The 14,651-nt window shown below is 70.2% G+C and carries 17 protein-coding genes; 6 read left to right on the top strand and 11 right to left on the bottom strand.

The genetic code is table 11. The features are described 5' to 3' along the window. Positions 1-26 precede the first annotated feature (26 nt). On the bottom strand, positions 27-1,142 hold the full coding sequence (locus LJ657_RS39470; RefSeq protein ID WP_232654510.1) for a pentapeptide repeat-containing protein: 1,116 nt from the start codon (positions 1,140-1,142) through the stop codon (positions 27-29). A 232-nt stretch (positions 1,143-1,374) separates the two neighbouring features. Here LJ657_RS39470 and LJ657_RS39465 point away from each other — a divergent pair, with 232 nt between their 5' ends. Next, positions 1,375-2,622, top strand: a complete 1,248-nt coding sequence (locus tag LJ657_RS39465) for an MFS transporter (protein WP_232654509.1) — start codon at positions 1,375-1,377, stop codon at positions 2,620-2,622. Positions 2,623-2,800: 178 nt separating this feature from the next. On the opposite strand, the gene LJ657_RS39460 is transcribed toward LJ657_RS39465, so the two are convergent. Continuing rightward, a complete protein-coding gene (locus tag LJ657_RS39460) occupies positions 2,801-3,235 on the bottom strand; it encodes an ATP-binding protein (protein ID WP_232654508.1) in 435 nt (144 codons plus the stop codon). 149 nt (positions 3,236-3,384) lie between these two features. Here LJ657_RS39460 and LJ657_RS39455 point away from each other — a divergent pair, with 149 nt between their 5' ends. Together LJ657_RS39455 and glpK are read left to right on the top strand one after the other, a co-directional pair. Continuing rightward, positions 3,385-4,152 (top strand): IclR family transcriptional regulator, encoded by a 768-nt coding sequence (locus LJ657_RS39455; RefSeq protein ID WP_232654507.1) that lies wholly within the window; start codon positions 3,385-3,387, stop codon positions 4,150-4,152. Positions 4,153-4,194: 42 nt separating this feature from the next. Then, the gene (glpK, locus tag LJ657_RS39450) at positions 4,195-5,709 is read left to right on the top strand and encodes a glycerol kinase GlpK (protein ID WP_232654506.1); all 1,515 of its coding nucleotides are present in this window, start codon (positions 4,195-4,197) and stop codon (positions 5,707-5,709) included. Positions 5,710-5,719: 10 nt separating this feature from the next. On the opposite strand, the gene LJ657_RS39445 is transcribed toward glpK, so the two are convergent. The 3 genes from LJ657_RS39445 to LJ657_RS48380 form a co-directional block, all read right to left on the bottom strand. After that, complete coding sequence (locus LJ657_RS39445) at positions 5,720-8,008, bottom strand: transglycosylase domain-containing protein (protein WP_232654505.1); 2,289 nt, start codon at positions 8,006-8,008, stop codon at positions 5,720-5,722. A 93-nt stretch (positions 8,009-8,101) separates the two neighbouring features. Continuing rightward, the gene (locus LJ657_RS48385) at positions 8,102-8,377 is read right to left on the bottom strand and encodes an FCD domain-containing protein (protein WP_269787467.1); all 276 of its coding nucleotides are present in this window, start codon (positions 8,375-8,377) and stop codon (positions 8,102-8,104) included. Further along, positions 8,377-8,610: an FCD domain-containing protein gene (locus LJ657_RS48380; protein ID WP_308117121.1), complete on the bottom strand. Its 234-nt coding sequence runs from the start codon at positions 8,608-8,610 to the stop codon at positions 8,377-8,379. The genes LJ657_RS48385 and LJ657_RS48380 overlap by 1 nt, the downstream gene beginning before the upstream one ends. Here LJ657_RS48380 and LJ657_RS39435 point away from each other — a divergent pair. Further along, entirely contained in the window at positions 8,594-9,121 is a 528-nt protein-coding gene (locus LJ657_RS39435; RefSeq protein ID WP_232654504.1) for a helix-turn-helix domain-containing protein, read from the top strand. The genes LJ657_RS48380 and LJ657_RS39435 overlap by 17 nt on opposite strands. A 60-nt stretch (positions 9,122-9,181) precedes the next feature. Next, positions 9,182-9,826 (top strand): dihydrofolate reductase family protein, encoded by a 645-nt coding sequence (locus LJ657_RS39430; RefSeq protein ID WP_232654503.1) that lies wholly within the window; start codon positions 9,182-9,184, stop codon positions 9,824-9,826. 28 nt (positions 9,827-9,854) lie between these two features. Here LJ657_RS39430 and LJ657_RS39425 read toward each other — a convergent pair whose 3' ends face one another. From LJ657_RS39425 to LJ657_RS39410, 4 genes are all read right to left on the bottom strand, one after another. Then, positions 9,855-10,265, bottom strand: coding sequence for a nuclear transport factor 2 family protein (locus LJ657_RS39425; protein WP_232654502.1), 411 nt, complete (start codon positions 10,263-10,265; stop codon positions 9,855-9,857). A gap of 2 nt (positions 10,266-10,267) precedes the next feature. Beyond that, on the bottom strand, positions 10,268-11,074 hold the full coding sequence (locus LJ657_RS39420) for an MBL fold metallo-hydrolase (protein ID WP_232654501.1): 807 nt from the start codon (positions 11,072-11,074) through the stop codon (positions 10,268-10,270). A 45-nt stretch (positions 11,075-11,119) separates the two neighbouring features. Continuing rightward, positions 11,120-11,737: a DsbA family protein gene (locus LJ657_RS39415; protein ID WP_232654500.1), complete on the bottom strand. Its 618-nt coding sequence runs from the start codon at positions 11,735-11,737 to the stop codon at positions 11,120-11,122. Positions 11,738-11,872: 135 nt separating this feature from the next. Continuing rightward, positions 11,873-12,367 carry a MarR family winged helix-turn-helix transcriptional regulator gene (locus LJ657_RS39410; RefSeq protein ID WP_232654600.1) on the bottom strand — a complete coding sequence of 165 codons (495 nt, stop codon included), beginning with the start codon at positions 12,365-12,367 and terminating at the stop codon, positions 11,873-11,875. A gap of 163 nt (positions 12,368-12,530) precedes the next feature. Between LJ657_RS39410 and LJ657_RS39405 the strand changes: the two genes are divergently transcribed. Beyond that, positions 12,531-12,890, top strand: coding sequence for a hypothetical protein (locus LJ657_RS39405; protein WP_232654499.1), 360 nt, complete (start codon positions 12,531-12,533; stop codon positions 12,888-12,890). A gap of 166 nt (positions 12,891-13,056) precedes the next feature. Here the strand turns inward: LJ657_RS39405 and LJ657_RS39400 are convergent, their stop codons facing one another. Next, a complete protein-coding gene (locus tag LJ657_RS39400) occupies positions 13,057-13,818 on the bottom strand; it encodes a class I SAM-dependent methyltransferase (protein WP_232654498.1) in 762 nt (253 codons plus the stop codon). Between the two features lie 173 nt (positions 13,819-13,991). Further along, positions 13,992-14,606, bottom strand: a complete 615-nt coding sequence (locus tag LJ657_RS39395) for a carbon-nitrogen hydrolase family protein (RefSeq protein ID WP_232654497.1) — start codon at positions 14,604-14,606, stop codon at positions 13,992-13,994. Positions 14,607-14,651 lie beyond the last annotated feature (45 nt).

The raw sequence follows: 14,651 nt of genomic DNA, 5'->3' as shown, positions 1-14,651 counted from the left end.
GCCCATCGACTACGCTGTCCCATTGCTCAATTCGCCGACGCTGACGAACCATGCGTCGGCTGCGATTGCAGCAGCGGGACTCGCCTCGTGAGCGCGGCAGCCGGAAGAAGGTTGTCCGGTTCGATGCCAGGGTCCGCCGTGACAACGACGCCGGCCGTTCGAGCGTCGAAGCCGGTCGGCCAGATCGTGAGGTCGCTCGTCAGCGCGCCCTCCAGCCTCGCCTCTCGCAGGTCGGTGTCGGTGAGGTCGCAACCCCGAAGGTCGGCCAACCGCAGGTCCGCGCCGACGAACACGGCAGCCTGGGCACGGACTTTGCGCAGGTTCGCCTCCCGCAGGTCCGCACCGGAGAAGTCCGCCGACCTCAAGTCGGCTTTGACCAGGCGCGCGCCGCGCAGATCGGCTCGCAGACAGCGCGCCCGGCGGAGAACGGAAGTGCCGAGTTCGGCATGCCGCAGGTTGGCGGCGATCAGTGACGCCTCGCTCAGATTGACCTGATAGACGCTCGCCGCTTCCAGGCATGCGCCGTCGAAGTTGACCCCGCGCAGCCACAATCCGTCACAGTCGGCTCGGCGCAGGTCGGTCAGACTGACGTTGAGCCACTCCGGACGGCGTTCCTGGTACAGGACCCCGAGGCAGGTCAGCGCCGTCTGGGCGTCCGCGGCGCGGGTCTCAAGCGGGGGCACCGAGTTGACGGACACGTCCGCCGCCGGAACTGCGGATTCCTGCGGCGGCCAGGGAAGGTGTGTCCGCAGATACGCCGCCATGATGGAGACGACCGCCTCGCGGTCGCGGTCGGAATGATCCGCGATCCGCCACAGTGCGTAGACGCCTCCGATCCGCACGTCCAGCTTGTCACTGCCGAGCTGGTCCACGGCGCGGCTGAAGCGATCGGTGATGTTCCCCTCTCGGGTTGCGTTCAGCCCGTCCTGGCTGACGCGCAGTTGCCGCCATGTGGCATAGGCACCGAAGAGGACGACCGCACCGCCGACCGTCTGCAGAAGCGTGGCACGCACGTTGTTCACCGCGTTCAACCGGTCCGCTGCAGCAAGACGGCCACCTGCCAGGTCGTGGTCGACCATCAGCCCCGGAAGAACCAGGAGCACGACGCCCAGTAACACGATCACGGCCAGTGCGGCCAGCACCACAGCGACGGCACGAGCCAGGCGCCACCGGTCACGAAAAGATCCCCCCATAGCCAGAGGATCCCAGAACAGGGCGGAATCCGGCGAACCTTCTATACGTGAGGGAGCCGATCCTGCGGCAGGTGACTGCAAGCGCTCTCTGGCCATGGTGAACAGGCACGTACATTGTCCGAGCCGGGCGGAGTGCCGATGCCCGGCAGCAGCCGCCCCACTCGCTCGGAGAAGCATTCTCATGGACCAGGCCGTGCGTCGGCGCCGTCAGGCGCTGTTCCTGCTCTTCCTGCTGGCCGGGATCGCGATGTCGTCGTGGGTGACACGCACGCCCGCCATCCGCGACCGGCTGGAACTGTCCACCACGCAGATGGGACTGGTGCTGTTCGGGCTGTCACTCGGCTCGATGGCAGGGATCTCCTGTTCGGGACGGCTGGTGTCCAGGTTCGGGACGCGGCCCGTCATCGTCTGGGGGACGTGGCTGCTCATTGCGGGGATGGCTGTGATCAGCGTCGGCGCGCTCGCTGCATCGGCACCGGTGGTGGCCGCGGGCCTGTGCGCTTTCGGCGCCGGTCTCGGGGTCGGTGATGTGGCGGTGAACGTCGACGGCACGGACGTGGAGCGGCTCAGCGGACGAACCACCCTGCCCAGCCTGCACGGCTGCTTCAGCCTGGGGACGGTACTGGGAGCCGGCGTGGGCATGGCGGCGACGGCGGCCCGGATACCGGTCCACTGGCATCTCCCGGCGGTCGCCTTGTCGGCCACCGGGATCCTGCTCTACGCGGCCCGTTCCATCCCGGAGGGCACCGGCCGGATCGCCACCGAGGAATCGCGGGCGGCCGACGGCGGCCGGCGGCACCCTGCGGTCTGGAAGGACCGGCGGCTCCTCCTCATCGGCGCGATCGTGCTGGCCATGGCGTTGGCCGAGGGCTCGGCCAACGACTGGCTGCCGCTGCTCATGGTCGACGGGCACGGCATGGACGCCACAGCGGGCTCCCTCGTCTACGCCGGATTCGCCGCCGCGATGACGCTGGGCCGCTTCGCCGGCACGTACTTTCTGGACCGCTTCGGCCGCACCATCGTCGTACGCGCCAGCGCCCTGTCCGGGGCACTCGGCCTGCTCCTCGTGATCGTCTCTGACAGCGCAGCCCTGGCCGGTGCCGCCGTGCTGCTGTGGGGACTGGGCGCCTCCCTCGGCTTCCCCCTCGCGCTCTCGGCCGCCGGGGAGTCCGGCCCGGACCAGACAGCCCGGGTAGGTCTGGTCGCCGTCATCGGCTACGTAGCCTTCCTCGTCGGACCGCCCGGCCTCGGATTCCTCGGCGGCCATATCGGCCTGCGCCCCGCCATGGCCGTCGTCCTCGCCTGCGTCGCCTGTGCCGCCTTCCTGGCCCCGGCGGTGGAGAGCCGATCCCGCACCGGAGGCCCCGGCGCAGCGCGTGGCACCGATGCCGACCTCCCCGCCACCGCCGACGACGCGGGTTCGGCGTAAGCGGCCTGTCCGCCGGTTCCCAGCGCTGTCCCTGCTCGGCTCGGGTGGCGAACTGGCCGGGCAGGTGGGATGCACCTTCACCCGGGCCGTGACCCCCGGCCCCTGACCAGTCGGCGGAGTGGGCCGGGCCGGCGGGTCGCGGTGATCGGTCAGCGCGGTGCCGGGTCTTTGCGGGGGATCAGCTCCGGTCGACCTGCAGCTCCGCCCACCGGCTGGTCCCGCCCGGCTGCACCAGGACGCCGCAGCGGGTCGCCAGGGCGGTGACGATGGCGAGGCCCCGGCCGTGCTCGTCCGGATCCAGGGCGGAGGCCGACAGCCCCGCCGGCGCCACCGGACCCCTGTCGGTCACCTCGACGCGGACGGCACCGCACCTGTCCACCTCGCTTCGCGAGAGGCTCAGCGTCGCCGGGGGCAGGGCGTGGACGATGGCGTTGGTGAGCAGTTCCGAGGCCACCAGCAGTACGTCCTCAGTGATGTCCGCGGCCAGGTTCCAGTCGGTGAGGATCGTGCGGATGTGTCGGCGTACGGCCGAGACGGCCCCCGGGGCGTGCGGCAGTGGGAAGACGTGTTCGGCTTCCCCGCGAGGCGCGGCGTCGAGCTGCGCTGCTGTCATGTGTCCTCCTCGGGGAAATGCTGGGGGCCGCAGGCCGGGCGTGCTGGTGATGGCACGCTAAGGAGGGAAATAGGGGCTGGTCAATGAACATCGGTCGGCATTACCGAACGACAGCCCCAAATCGGGAAAACTCGGACTACCATCGCTTCATGGCCGGCCCAGTCCAGTCCATAGAACGGGCGGCGGCGATCCTGCGTCTGCTCGCCGGCGGACCCCGTCGAATGGGGCTGGGCGAGGTGGCGTCCTCGCTGGGGCTGGCCAAGGGCACCGCCCACGGAATCCTGCGGACCCTGCAACATGTGGACTTCGTGGAGCAGGACCCGGCGACCGGAAAGTACCAGCTCGGGGCGGCTCTGCTGCACCTCGGCACCAGTTATCTCGACGTCAACGAACTGCGGTCGCGCTCCATCAACTGGGCCGACGCGCTGGCCGCCCGCAGCGGCGAGGCCGTACGCCTGGGCACGCCCCTGGAGGGCCGGGTGCTCGTCATCCACCATGTCTTCCGGCCGGACGACACCCTCCAGACCCTGGACGTCGGCGCACTGCTGCCCTTGCACGCCTCCTCACTGGGCAAGGTCCTGCTGGCCTTCGGGGCCACGCCTCTCGACGCGATGCTGGAGGCCGCACCGGACTCGTACACCCGGCACACTCTGGTCCACCCGGAGGAGCTCAACCGGGCACTGGCCGAGATACGGGAACTCGGCTGGGGCGCCGAGGTGCAGGAGATGAGCATGGGCGAAGCCGGCGTCGCCGCGCCGATCCGAGGACAGGGCGGTCTCGTGGTGGGCGCGATCGGCGTGTCCGGCGCCGTCGAGCGGATCTGCGACGCCAAAGGCCGGCCTCAACCGGCCCTGATCACCGTGCTCCGGGAGGCAGCACGCGCGATCTCCAGAGACCTGGGCGCGGCCCGCTGGTAGGCCCCCAGCACCTCCGCGACACATCGGAAGGCAGGGCCGATCATGGTTGAGCGGTATGTGATGTCCATCGACCAGGGCACCACCTCCACGCGATGCATCCTGTTCGACCACAGCGGACGGCTGGTGTCGGTCGCCCAGCGGGAGCACCAGCAGTACTTCCCGCGGCCGGGCTGGGTCGAGCACGACGCCGTCGAGATCTGGCGCAATCTCCAGCGCGTCGTCCCCGAGGCGCTGTCGAACGCCGGCGTGGACTCGGGGCAGATCTCGGCCATGGGGATCGCCAACCAGCGCGAGACCACTGTGCTCTGGGACCCGCGGACCGGGGCCCCGCTGGGCAGGGCCATCGTCTGGCAGGACACCCGCACCGCCCCGCTCGTCGAGGAGCTGAGAGAGCAGCCCGGCGACGAGTTCTTCCTCGAACACTGCTGCCTGCCCCCGTCGACGTACTTCTCCGCGCCCCGCATCCGCTGGCTGTTCGACCACGTCGACGGGCTGGAGCAGCGCGCCCGGGAGGGAGAGGTGCTGTTCGGCACGGTGGAGAGCTGGCTGATCTGGAATCTCACCGGCGGCACGGACGGCGGCCTGCACATCACCGACGCCACCAACGCCAGTCGCACCATGCTCATGGACATCCGCACGCTGACCTGGGACGAAGCGCTCATGGACTTCTTCGGCGTGCCGCGCTCGATGCTGCCGGAGATCCGCTCCTCGGCGGAACGCTACGGCGAGGCCCGCGCCCTTCTCCCGGGCGTGCCCATCACGGCCGCCCTGGGTGACCAGCAGGCGGCTCTGTTCGGACAGACCTGCTTCTCGCCCGGCGAGGCGAAGTGCACCTACGGGACCGGCAGCTTCCTCGTGATGAACACCGGCACAGACCTCGTGCGCTCCCAGCACGGGCTGCTCACCACCGTCGCGTACAAGATCGCGGACCAGCCCACGGTCTACGCCCTCGAAGGCCCGATGGCCGTCACGGGTTCGCTCGTCCAGTGGTTCCGCGACCGGCTGGGCCTGATCCACAGCGCACCCGAGATCGAGACCCTGGCGCGCACCGTCGAGGACAACGGCGGCTGCTACATCGTCCCCGCGTTCTCCGGTCTGTTCGCACCCCACTGGCGCAGCGACGCCCGCGGCGTCATCGTCGGCCTCACCTCGTACATCACCAAGGGGCACCTGGCCCGAGCCGTCCTGGAGGCCACCGGCTGGCAGACCCGCGAGGTCGTCGATGCGATGAACGCCGACTCCACGCTCGCCCTGAAACAGCTCAAGGTCGACGGCGGGATGACCTCCGACCACCTGCTCATGCAGATCCTGGCCGACGTGCTCGACGTTCCCGTCGTACGGCCGCTCGTCCACGAGACCGTGTCGCTGGGCGCCGCCTACGCGGCGGGGCTCGCCGTCGGCTACTGGCCGGACCTGCAGGTCCTGCGCCGCAACTGGCACATGGCCGCCCAGTGGCTGCCGGACATGGACACCGAACGGCGGGAGTGGGAGTACGCCAGCTGGAAGCGGGCCGTCGAGCGGTCCCTGGGGTGGATCCAGCCGCCGAAGCGACCGTGACCCGGCGGTGTCAGGAGGGCGGGGGACTGGTGCTGGTCCCGCTCGGTGCCGGGGTGGACGGCGGGTCCGTGGGTGTGGGCGGTTCGGTCCCGCTCGGCGTGGGCGTCGGGGGAGTCGTGGTCGCAGGGGGTGTGCTCGGCGGCGGCGTGGGCGTAGTCGTCGTAGGGGCGGGCGTCGTCGGTTTGTGAATGGGGGTCGTGGTGTGGCTCGGCGGGTTCGCGGGGTGCGGCCTGGCCTCTGTTTGCGGGCTGTGGGTCTGCGCGGGCAACTGGAGACGGAAGTCCTCCACCGGTCGGCCGTTCAGCGCGGCGGTCATGTACGCGGTCCAGATCCGGGTCGGATAGGAGCCGCCGTTGACCCGGTTGATACCGGCGGCCTCGCCGAGCGAGATGCGGGTGTGGTCCGTGGGCCTCTCGGCGAACATGGCGACCGATGTGGTCAGTTCGGGCGTGTAGCCGACGAACCACGCGGAGAGGTTGTCGTCCGTCGTGCCGGTCTTGCCGGCGGCCGGCCGGCCCAGGGCGGCGGCCAGATAGCCGGTGCCCTCGGGGCTGACCACGCTCTTCAGTGCCGAGGTGACCTGGTCGGCGGTGGTGCGGGAGAACGCCCGGGTGGCGTCGTGACGGGGCAGGTCGTACGCCTTGTTGTCACGGGTGAGCCGCTGCACCGCCCACGGGGCGACGCGCCGACCGTGGCCGTCGAAGGTCGCGTACGCCCCGGCCATGTCGAGCGGGCTGGGCGTGGCCACGCCGAGGGTCAGGGCGGGTGTGGCGCCCATGTCGGGCGTGTCGGCGGGGAGTCCGGCCGCGACGGCGGCCCTGCGGACACGGGCCAGACCGGCGTCGGCGCCCTCCTGCGCGTACACGGCGTTGACGGACTTCATCATCGCCGTACGCAGGCTGATCCGGCCGTAGTCGCGGTCGTCCTCGTTGGGCGGGCAGTAGTGCAGACCGGGGGGCAGGCCCTGCACGCAGCGGCGGCTGGTGCCGTCGTAGCGGGTCCGGGGGGTGATGGCACGGCCGTCCTGCGTGGAGGAGTGGTTCTGCAACGCGGCCGCCAGGTCGAACGGCTTGAAGGTGGAACCGACCTGGAGGTCGTGCCGGACGGCGTCGTTGTAGGGCCGGACCGTGTAGTCGGGGCCGCCGTAGGCGGCGACGATCCGTCCCGTCGAGGGATCCACGGATGCCGCGCCGACCCGGATGTACCTGGCCCTACGGGTGTCCGGCAGCTTCCGCAGGCCCTTCTTCACCGCCGCGACCAGTGCCTGCTGGTCCTTCTTCACGAAGGTGGTGGTGATCTGCCAGCCGCCCGAGCCGAGCGTGGCCTCGTCGACGATGTCGTTGTCGACCAGGTACCGGCGGGCGATGTCGATGAGGTATCCGGCCTGGCCGCCGACCCCGGGGGTGGGCCGGGGCGCCACGGGCGCCGGGAAGGCCATTCCGGCGCGCCGGTCCCTGTCCAGGTAGCCCAGGTGGACCATGCCGTCCAGGACGTAGTTCCAGCGGGCGACGGCCGCGGTCCTGAGGGCCGGGGTCGCCGTGGAGACGTCGTAACTGCTGGGTGCCTTGAGCAGCGTGGCGAGATAGGCGCTCTGAGGGACGTTCAGCTTCGAGGCGCGGATGCCGTAGTACGCCTGTGCGGCGGCGCGGATGCCGTAGGCGTTGCGGCCGAAGTAGCTGGTGTTCAGGTACCCGGCCATGACGGAGTCCTTGCTCTGCGTCTCCTTGACCTTGATCGCGATGATGGCCTCCCTGACCTTGCGGTCGAGGGTCTGCTGGCGGGTGAGGTAGTAGTTCCGCACGTACTGCTGGGTGATGGTGGAACCGCCCTGCAGCCCGTTGCCGCTGAGGGTGCTCCAGGCCGCACGCAGGATGCCGCGGACGTCCACGCCCTGGTTGGAGTAGAACGTACGGTCCTCCGCGGCGACCACGGCGTGCTGCATGGCGACGGAGATCTCCGAGAGCGGCAGCGATTCGCGGTTGACCGTGCCCGTGCGGCCGATCTCGGTGCCGTCGGCGTAGTAGTAGACGTTGCTCTGGCTCGTTGCCGCGGCGTTGGGATCGGGGACCTGGACGGTCACGTACAGGGCGAAGAAGGCCGTGACGGCGAGCAGGACCATGGTGAGCAGGCTGCTGAGCACCATGCGCCAGGTGGGGATCATCCTGCGCCACCAGGGCATCGCCGCGCGTGCCGCCTTGCGCAGCCGCCGGGCCCGCCGACGGGTCTGCCGCGCACCGCGCAGTTGCCTGCGCCATACGGGAACCGCTCTCCCGGTCGACTCGCTGTCCCCCTTGTTCATACCTGCGCCGTTCTTCAGGCCGGCAGGGTCGGGGGGTGCGCCTCGGGGCGCGTACCGGACGCGGCGCGCCGCTCCGAAGTGCCGTGAATACCACTAATGGAATAGCATTTTCCCCTTTGTGGCGGAACCATGCCCGGTGAGACGAACAGGACCATCGTCTTGGGGAGTTGGCGATCGCCGATGGGCAGGCCCGCCGGCAGAGCGCGTCGGCCGGGCCCGGACATGCTCACGCATCACGCGCTCGGCGCTGTCGCCGTCCTTGGCCCGGATCAGCTCCAGGACGTGGTGGTGCTCGCGGTCGCACTGGGTGGCGTGGCCCTGCCGGCTCAGCGAGGTGTTCACCAGCCGGGAGTACGCGAGCTGATTCATCAGGATCCGGTAGTGGGCCGCAGTTTGCTGTTGTCGGAGCCGACCATGAGCAGGTCGTGAAACTCCTGCACCAGCTCCGCGTACCGCTCACGGTCGTCCCGTTCCACCGCTGCGTCGGCCTCGCGCAGGTTCCGTTCGAGCGAGTCGGTCTCCGGGACCCGGCCGCGCGTGCCCCTCCAACCGACCGGGCCGCCGGGCGCGGGGAGCGGGAATGCCGTGCGGACCGAGGCCACGGTGCCGGACCTCGTCCGTACGCTCGCGGCCCCGAGACTGGGCGGCCCTTCCGCCCTGCCCGCCATGTCCTCCCGGCTGACCATGGCCCGGGCCCCCATGGACCGGCACCTGTCGGACCCCGGGCTGAGCACGGAACGCGTCGCGGAGGCGCTCGGCGTCTCCCCCCGGCGCCTCATCCGCATCTTCCGGCCCAGCGGTGTCGCCCCCGCACGCCATGCCCGCGACCAGCTCCCGGCGCAAGCGCGCGAGCAGCTCGCCGACCCGGCCTTCCGCCCCCTCACGGTCGCCGAAGTCGCCCCCCACCGGGGCTTCGCCGGCCAGGCGCGCTTCACCCGGGTCTTCCACAGACCGTACGCCGGGGGAGGTCCGACCCCGCGCGGAGGACCGGCCGACGGGGCGGCGGCCCGCCTGAATGGCCTTGGCGCCACGGGGCTCGCTCGTCAGCGAGTCCGCGCACCCCATGCGGCTGTTGCCGCGCGGATCGCGGGAAAATCCGTGCATGACCGATGAGATCGGCTCCGCGGTCCGGTCGTACCGAATGACGACCCCGGCGTGAAGGAAACCGCGACCATGAAACTGACAACCGTCACGAACGTCTCCGTCGACGGAGTGACGCAGGGACATCGACGGATCGATGCCGGGCCCCGGCACGAGACCGACGCTCCGGACGAGGACGGCAGCGGGACCTTCGAGCGCTTCGGCTGGGCCCCGCCGCTGCTCGACGACGCGGCCTCGACGTTCATCAGCCAGACCTTCCAGCGCGCCGACGCGTTCCTGTTCGGCCGGCGGACCTACGAGATCTTCGCGGGCTCCTGGGGAGCGGGCATGGATCCGGGAAACCCGGTCGGAGAGGCCTTGAACACGCGGCCCAAGTACGTCGCCTCGACCACGCTGACCGACCCGCGATGGGCGGACACGACCGTCCTGTCCGGTGACGTCGCGGGCGCCATCGGCGAGCTGCGGGCCAAGCCGGGCGGAGAGCTGCAGGTGTGGGGCAGTGGCACCCTGATCCGCTGGTTGCTCGACCGTCGGCTGGTCGACGAGATCGTACTGCTGACCTATCCGGTGGTCGTCGGCCAGGGCACGCGCCTCTTCCCCGCCACCGGACCGGACTTGGGACTCGACCTGGTCGACCTGCTGTCCACCCCGAAGGGACTGACGATCCAGACCTACCGCACCACCGGCCGCCCGCAGTACGAGGCGGCCACGGCCTGAACCACGGCCGCGGCCGCCTCGGGCTGCTTCAGGGGGTCATGGCCTCGTGCACGAGCGCGGTGTCCACGAACTGCTCGAAGCGGACGATCAGGCCGCCGCGTACGACGAAGTGGTGCGCCACGCGGACGTCGATCGGCTTGCTCGTCGCCTTGTTGACGGCGGTGTAGCGGGCGAGGACGACGACGTTCTCGCCGTCCACGACGTAGTTGTCGTCGTGGGCGGTCCAGCCGTCCCAGTCCCGGCCCAGCTTCTCCATCACGTTCGAGGTGACGCCGTCGGGGGTGCGGTAGGTGCCGGCCAGCGGGAAGCCGGCCATCTCCGTCCACTCCACGTCGGGGGCGAGGGTGGCGCGCAGGGCCTCCAGGTCACCGGCCGCGGAGGCCAGGTACTGGCGGCGTACGACATCGGCCGGGGCGGTCGATACGGCGAACTCGGTCATCGTCAGCCCCACTTCATCTCGCCCTTGGCTACCTTCGCACCGATCTGTGCGGCGATCTGCATGCCGTTGCCCGGATAGCGGGCGACGAGCGCCTCGGTCAGCGCGGCGCCGTCGGCCGCCTTGCCCAGCTCCTCCTCGAACGCGAGCAGGTACTCGCGGGTGGCCGCGATGGCGGAGGCGTCGGCGGGCGCTTCCGGCAGGCGGTGGCCGGGGACGACCAACTCCGGGTCGAGGGCGGCCATTTCGTCCAGCAGATCGATCCAGGCGGCGCGGTCGCCGGGGGTGGGGGTGTCGGCGACCCAGACGTGCTCCTGCTGGAAGAGCAGGACACCGCCGAGGAGGGCGCGGTGCTCGGCCTGCCACAGGTAGTGGCGGTCGGGCAGTCCGGCCGGGCCGCCCTTGAGCTCGAAGCGGTGGCCCTCCAGGGCGAGGTCACCGGTCAGCGGCTCGATGTCGACGAGACGGGTGGGCAGGTTCGGGCCGAGCGCGGCCCAGGCCTTGAGCTTGCCCTCGTAGGAGTGCCGGATGTGCTCGATGACGATCGGGGTGGCGACGAACCTCGCCTCGGGGAAGGCGTCGGCCACGGCCTCGGCGCCGAAGTAGAAGTCGGGGTCGGCGTGGCTGATGAACACGGTGGTGAGGGTCTTGCCGGCGTCGAGGATCTCGGCGGCCAGCCGGTGGCCGTCGGCCCGGGTGAAGCCGGCGTCCACCAGCAGTGCCTCGTTCTCGCCGGTGACGAGGGTGGCGGTCTTGTTCCTGCTGCCGGCCGGGAAGTCCAGGTCGAGGACCTTGAAGGACAGGGTGCTCATGGATAGCTCCTTGGGGAGTGGCTGGGTGGGGACGGGGGCGGCGCTTCAGAGGGTGTTCAGCGCGGCGAGCCGGCGGTCGACCTCGTCGACGTCGGCGCGGCCGTAGGCCAGGGGGGTGACGTGGTCGCCGTCGACGCAGAGGAGGGTGGGGAAACCCGTGACGCCGAGCTCGGCGGCCCGACGGAAGTCGGCCTCGGCAGCCTTCTGCGCCTCGGCGCCCTCGAAGGCGGCCACGACGGCGTCGGCGTCCAGCCCGGCCTTCGACGCGAGCTTCCGGTAGGTGGCCGGGTCGGAGAGGCTGAGGCCGTCGACGTAGAAGGCATCCTGCAGGGCGGCGGCCAGTTCCGCCGCACGGGCCGGAGCCGCCTGGCGCAGGGCGGCGACCCCACGTGCGGCGGCCTCCGAGTCCATCACGAACGAACCGTCGGCGATCAGCCGCTCGTATCCCGCACCGAACTCGGCGCCGGTCACCTCGGCGATCTTGGCGTTCGCGCCCTGGACGTAGCCGAACTCCCGGATCGGCACCCGGCGCGCCCCGGTGAACAGGCCACCGGAGACCACCTCGACCGGGAGGTCGGGGTGACGGGAGACGACCTCGCGCAGCGTTCCGGAGAATCCGTGCGACCAACCGCAATAGGCGTCGAAGACGTAGACCAGCTTCATCGAAGACCTCGGCAAGGTGAGGGTGCGCCCGCCGAATGCGAGCGACTCGCCTGAGAAAACAGTAACTGACTCGTCAGATATTTCCCTACGCGTGTGACGCCGGTCATAGTCGCACTTGGCAGGTTCAGGCGCCCTTCAGGGGAGACGTGGCAGGACGTCCCGGGCCGAGTGGCTGAGGATGCGCAGGTCCTCGGCGAACCGTTCGCGGTCCTCCGGCGGCAGGGGGGCGAGGAAGTAGCGGCGGATGTTCTCCACGTGCAGCCGGGAGGCGCGGACCGCGGTCTGCTCGCCCAGTCCGGTGAGGCGCACCAGCCGGCCGCGCCGGTCGCCGGGATCCTCGGCGCGCTCGACCAGCCCGGCCGCCTCCATCCGGTCCACCAGACGGGTGGCGCCGCCCGTGGTCAGCACCTGCTCCTGGGCGATGGCCCGCATCGACAGGCCCGGCTCGTCCGCCCGCCCCAGGATCAGCAGCACCTCGAACATCAGGTGGCTGATCCCGCACTCCTCCTCCAGGGCCCGCCCCAGGATGTACTCGAGCCGGTTCGCCGCCCCCTGCAGCCTTCCGAACGCCAGCACCAGCGGGTCGTTCGCAGCCTCTTTCGCCGACGAGATGTCCGCCTGCTCACCCACGCTGCCACCGCCTGTCGGGTCTTCCACGGCTTCCATCCATTGATCATGCCGTGTCGGCGCCCCGGATGTGGGGGCAGGGTGACGGTCGTCGCGGTGTCGGCGGTCGGCGAACGCTGCTCCCTGGGGTCGGCGCTTCCGTGAACAGGGTTGCCTCGTACGCCCGTTGGTGATCCACGAGCTGCTCGACATCGAGACCGCCGGGGCCACCGCCGACGACCTCGCCGCTGGGACGGGAATCTCCGGGCCCGCCGCCCGGCGAGCAATCAGCGCCGCCGCCCGAGCCCCGGTGGCCGGGGCCGTCCGCACCCACCGCCAGGCTCGGGTCATCCTCGGCAACCCGGCCCTGACCGTCTACGACAACCCGCGAGCGTTCCTGATGCGCGTCTACAACCGCGACCGAGCGCTCTGCCACCGGCTGGACGTCTCCGACACCCCGCGGCCGGACCGATGCCGGCCGTCGTGCGCAAACGTCGCGCGCACCGACCACCACGCTGACCAACTCCTGCAGCAGGCGATGAGCTGAGAGAAACGGGAGATCTCGCTGACGAGGGTCCGGAGGTGGAGCTGCTCGCCGGCCTGTGCGTGATGGGCGCCTCAGTTGGCGGTGCCTACCTGGCCGTCGTGCCGGCCGCGCGTCTTCGAGGTGCTCCGCGGGATGCGTAGGGCGATCCACGGTGCCTGCGGAGCTGTCAGCCTGCCAGCCGAGCTTTCCAGATCTCCTCGCTGGGCCATTGCCGGGCCCAGTCGGCGGAAACCTCAAGGTAGTCCCGCGCGGACCGGGGAGCCTGAATCTCTATCAGATCCTCGACGACGAAGTCGCAGGCCCGCAGCAGACGGAGCATCTCACCGTGCGGCAGGACGAATTCCACGCGGTTCCCCCAGTCCAACCGTGTCAGGCCGAATTGGCCGCGGGACAGAGTGGTGGCTGCCGGTCCGTCGGGCGGTACACACAGTGCGAACAGCGGTGAGTAGCGCGAGAACACCAGCCGGCCTCCTGGAACGAGCAGCCGGGCGGCCTCCGGGATCCACTGGTAGGGGTCGCACCACAGTGAGGCACCGTACTCGCTGATCGCCAGGCCGAATGTGTTGTCCTCGTAGGGCACCCTCTCGGCATTGCCCAGGACAAGGGGGAAGTCGATGCCGAACTCGGTCTGCATCGCGCGAGCAGTGGCGAGCTGCTTCTCGGAGAGGTCGATCCCGACCGGGTGGGCTCCTGCTCTGGCCAGCCAAGCGGAAACGTAGGCAGTACCGCAGCCCAACTCAATGGCGCGCATCCCGTCGATGCCGTCGGGAAGCAAGGAAACCTGCGACTCAGGGGTGGACCACAATCCCCAGGACGGTTCCACCTGCGCCCAGTGGTCACGGGCGAGCGGCCCGTGCCACGCAGCCGCCTCGTCATCCCAAAAGCGTCGGTTCTGCTCCACATGGTCCGCCGGGGCGTCATGAGTCATGGTGACATTTGATCGACGATGCTGCTGTTCCGGCAACGGATTTTCCCACGGCGCCAGACCCCTGCGCCTCCCACCGCAAGTCCTCAGGTGTTGCCAAAACTCACAGGAGCCGGGGTGCTCGCGGCGCCGGGAGCCATCCCATACGCGCGAACACCTCGGATTCTGCTTCTGAGCTAGAAGGCCGCTGTCCGGTCTTCGCTGCGAGGGTCGCTCACCTGGTGCTCGGTGTAGAGGCCCGAGCGCGACTCACGACGCCAGGGACGCGCGTAGGTCAGTGCCGATGTGGCGGCCTCGGAGCTGTCGTCGAGGTTCACGACGGCTACCGATGGCGAACCGTCCTCGGGGCACCGCGCAAGCCAGTCGCCATTGGGAGCGACGATTCCGGTCGGTGCGGTGACGCTGTCCTGCGCCGGCCCCGACAGGCTGACCCAGAAGCTGTTGAACGCGGCGTGGCCTTGGACTTGGGCTTGGGCGGTGGTGTTTCCCGGCGTGCCGCTGGTGGAGAGCAGCACGCAGTCGACATCCAGCTTCTCGTACTCCGCGAACAACTCCGGATAGTGGATCTCCATGCCGAGCAGGCAGCCGAAGCGCACACCGTCGACCTCGAAGGTCACCGGTGAGACGCCCGGGGAGTACATGTACGAGATCTTCGTCTTCGACAGCAGGCGCTCGTCATAACGCGTGACGACCTCGCCGCGATCGGAGATGACGTACTGGGTGGGCTGCGCGGCGAGGTCCCGAGGTTCCGGATCTTTTCCGCGCAGCCTCCCGCCGAACCCAGCGGGCATCTTTCGATGCACTGGGCTCTCCAGTGACTACGCCGCGTTCGGTTT

The organism is Streptomyces guryensis (genome assembly GCF_021261325.1).
Lineage (GTDB): Bacteria > Actinomycetota > Actinomycetes > Streptomycetales > Streptomycetaceae > Streptomyces > Streptomyces guryensis.
Note: the sequence above shows the minus strand (reverse complement) of the source record. Positions and strands in the feature narration are given on the sequence as shown.

Excerpts from the sequence above, each read along its gene's own strand:
- LJ657_RS39425 (WP_232654502.1), bottom strand. The coding sequence starts at position 10,265 with ATGACCGAGTTCGCCGTATCGACCGCCCCGGCCGATGTCGTACGCCGC.
- LJ657_RS39465 (WP_232654509.1), top strand. The coding sequence starts at position 1,375 with ATGGACCAGGCCGTGCGTCGGCGCCGTCAGGCGCTGTTCCTGCTCTTC.
- LJ657_RS39415 (WP_232654500.1), bottom strand. The coding sequence starts at position 11,737 with ATGAAGCTGGTCTACGTCTTCGACGCCTATTGCGGTTGGTCGCACGGA.
- LJ657_RS39430 (WP_232654503.1), top strand. The coding sequence starts at position 9,182 with ATGAAACTGACAACCGTCACGAACGTCTCCGTCGACGGAGTGACGCAG.
- glpK (WP_232654506.1), top strand. The coding sequence starts at position 4,195 with ATGGTTGAGCGGTATGTGATGTCCATCGACCAGGGCACCACCTCCACG.
- LJ657_RS39455 (WP_232654507.1), top strand. The coding sequence starts at position 3,385 with ATGGCCGGCCCAGTCCAGTCCATAGAACGGGCGGCGGCGATCCTGCGT.
- LJ657_RS39445 (WP_232654505.1), bottom strand. The coding sequence starts at position 8,008 with ATGAACAAGGGGGACAGCGAGTCGACCGGGAGAGCGGTTCCCGTATGG.
- LJ657_RS48385 (WP_269787467.1), bottom strand. The coding sequence starts at position 8,377 with ATGAATCAGCTCGCGTACTCCCGGCTGGTGAACACCTCGCTGAGCCGG.
- LJ657_RS39400 (WP_232654498.1), bottom strand. The coding sequence starts at position 13,818 with ATGACTCATGACGCCCCGGCGGACCATGTGGAGCAGAACCGACGCTTT.
- LJ657_RS39460 (WP_232654508.1), bottom strand. The coding sequence starts at position 3,235 with ATGACAGCAGCGCAGCTCGACGCCGCGCCTCGCGGGGAAGCCGAACAC.
- LJ657_RS39395 (WP_232654497.1), bottom strand. The coding sequence starts at position 14,606 with ATGCCCGCTGGGTTCGGCGGGAGGCTGCGCGGAAAAGATCCGGAACCT.
- LJ657_RS39420 (WP_232654501.1), bottom strand. The coding sequence starts at position 11,074 with ATGAGCACCCTGTCCTTCAAGGTCCTCGACCTGGACTTCCCGGCCGGC.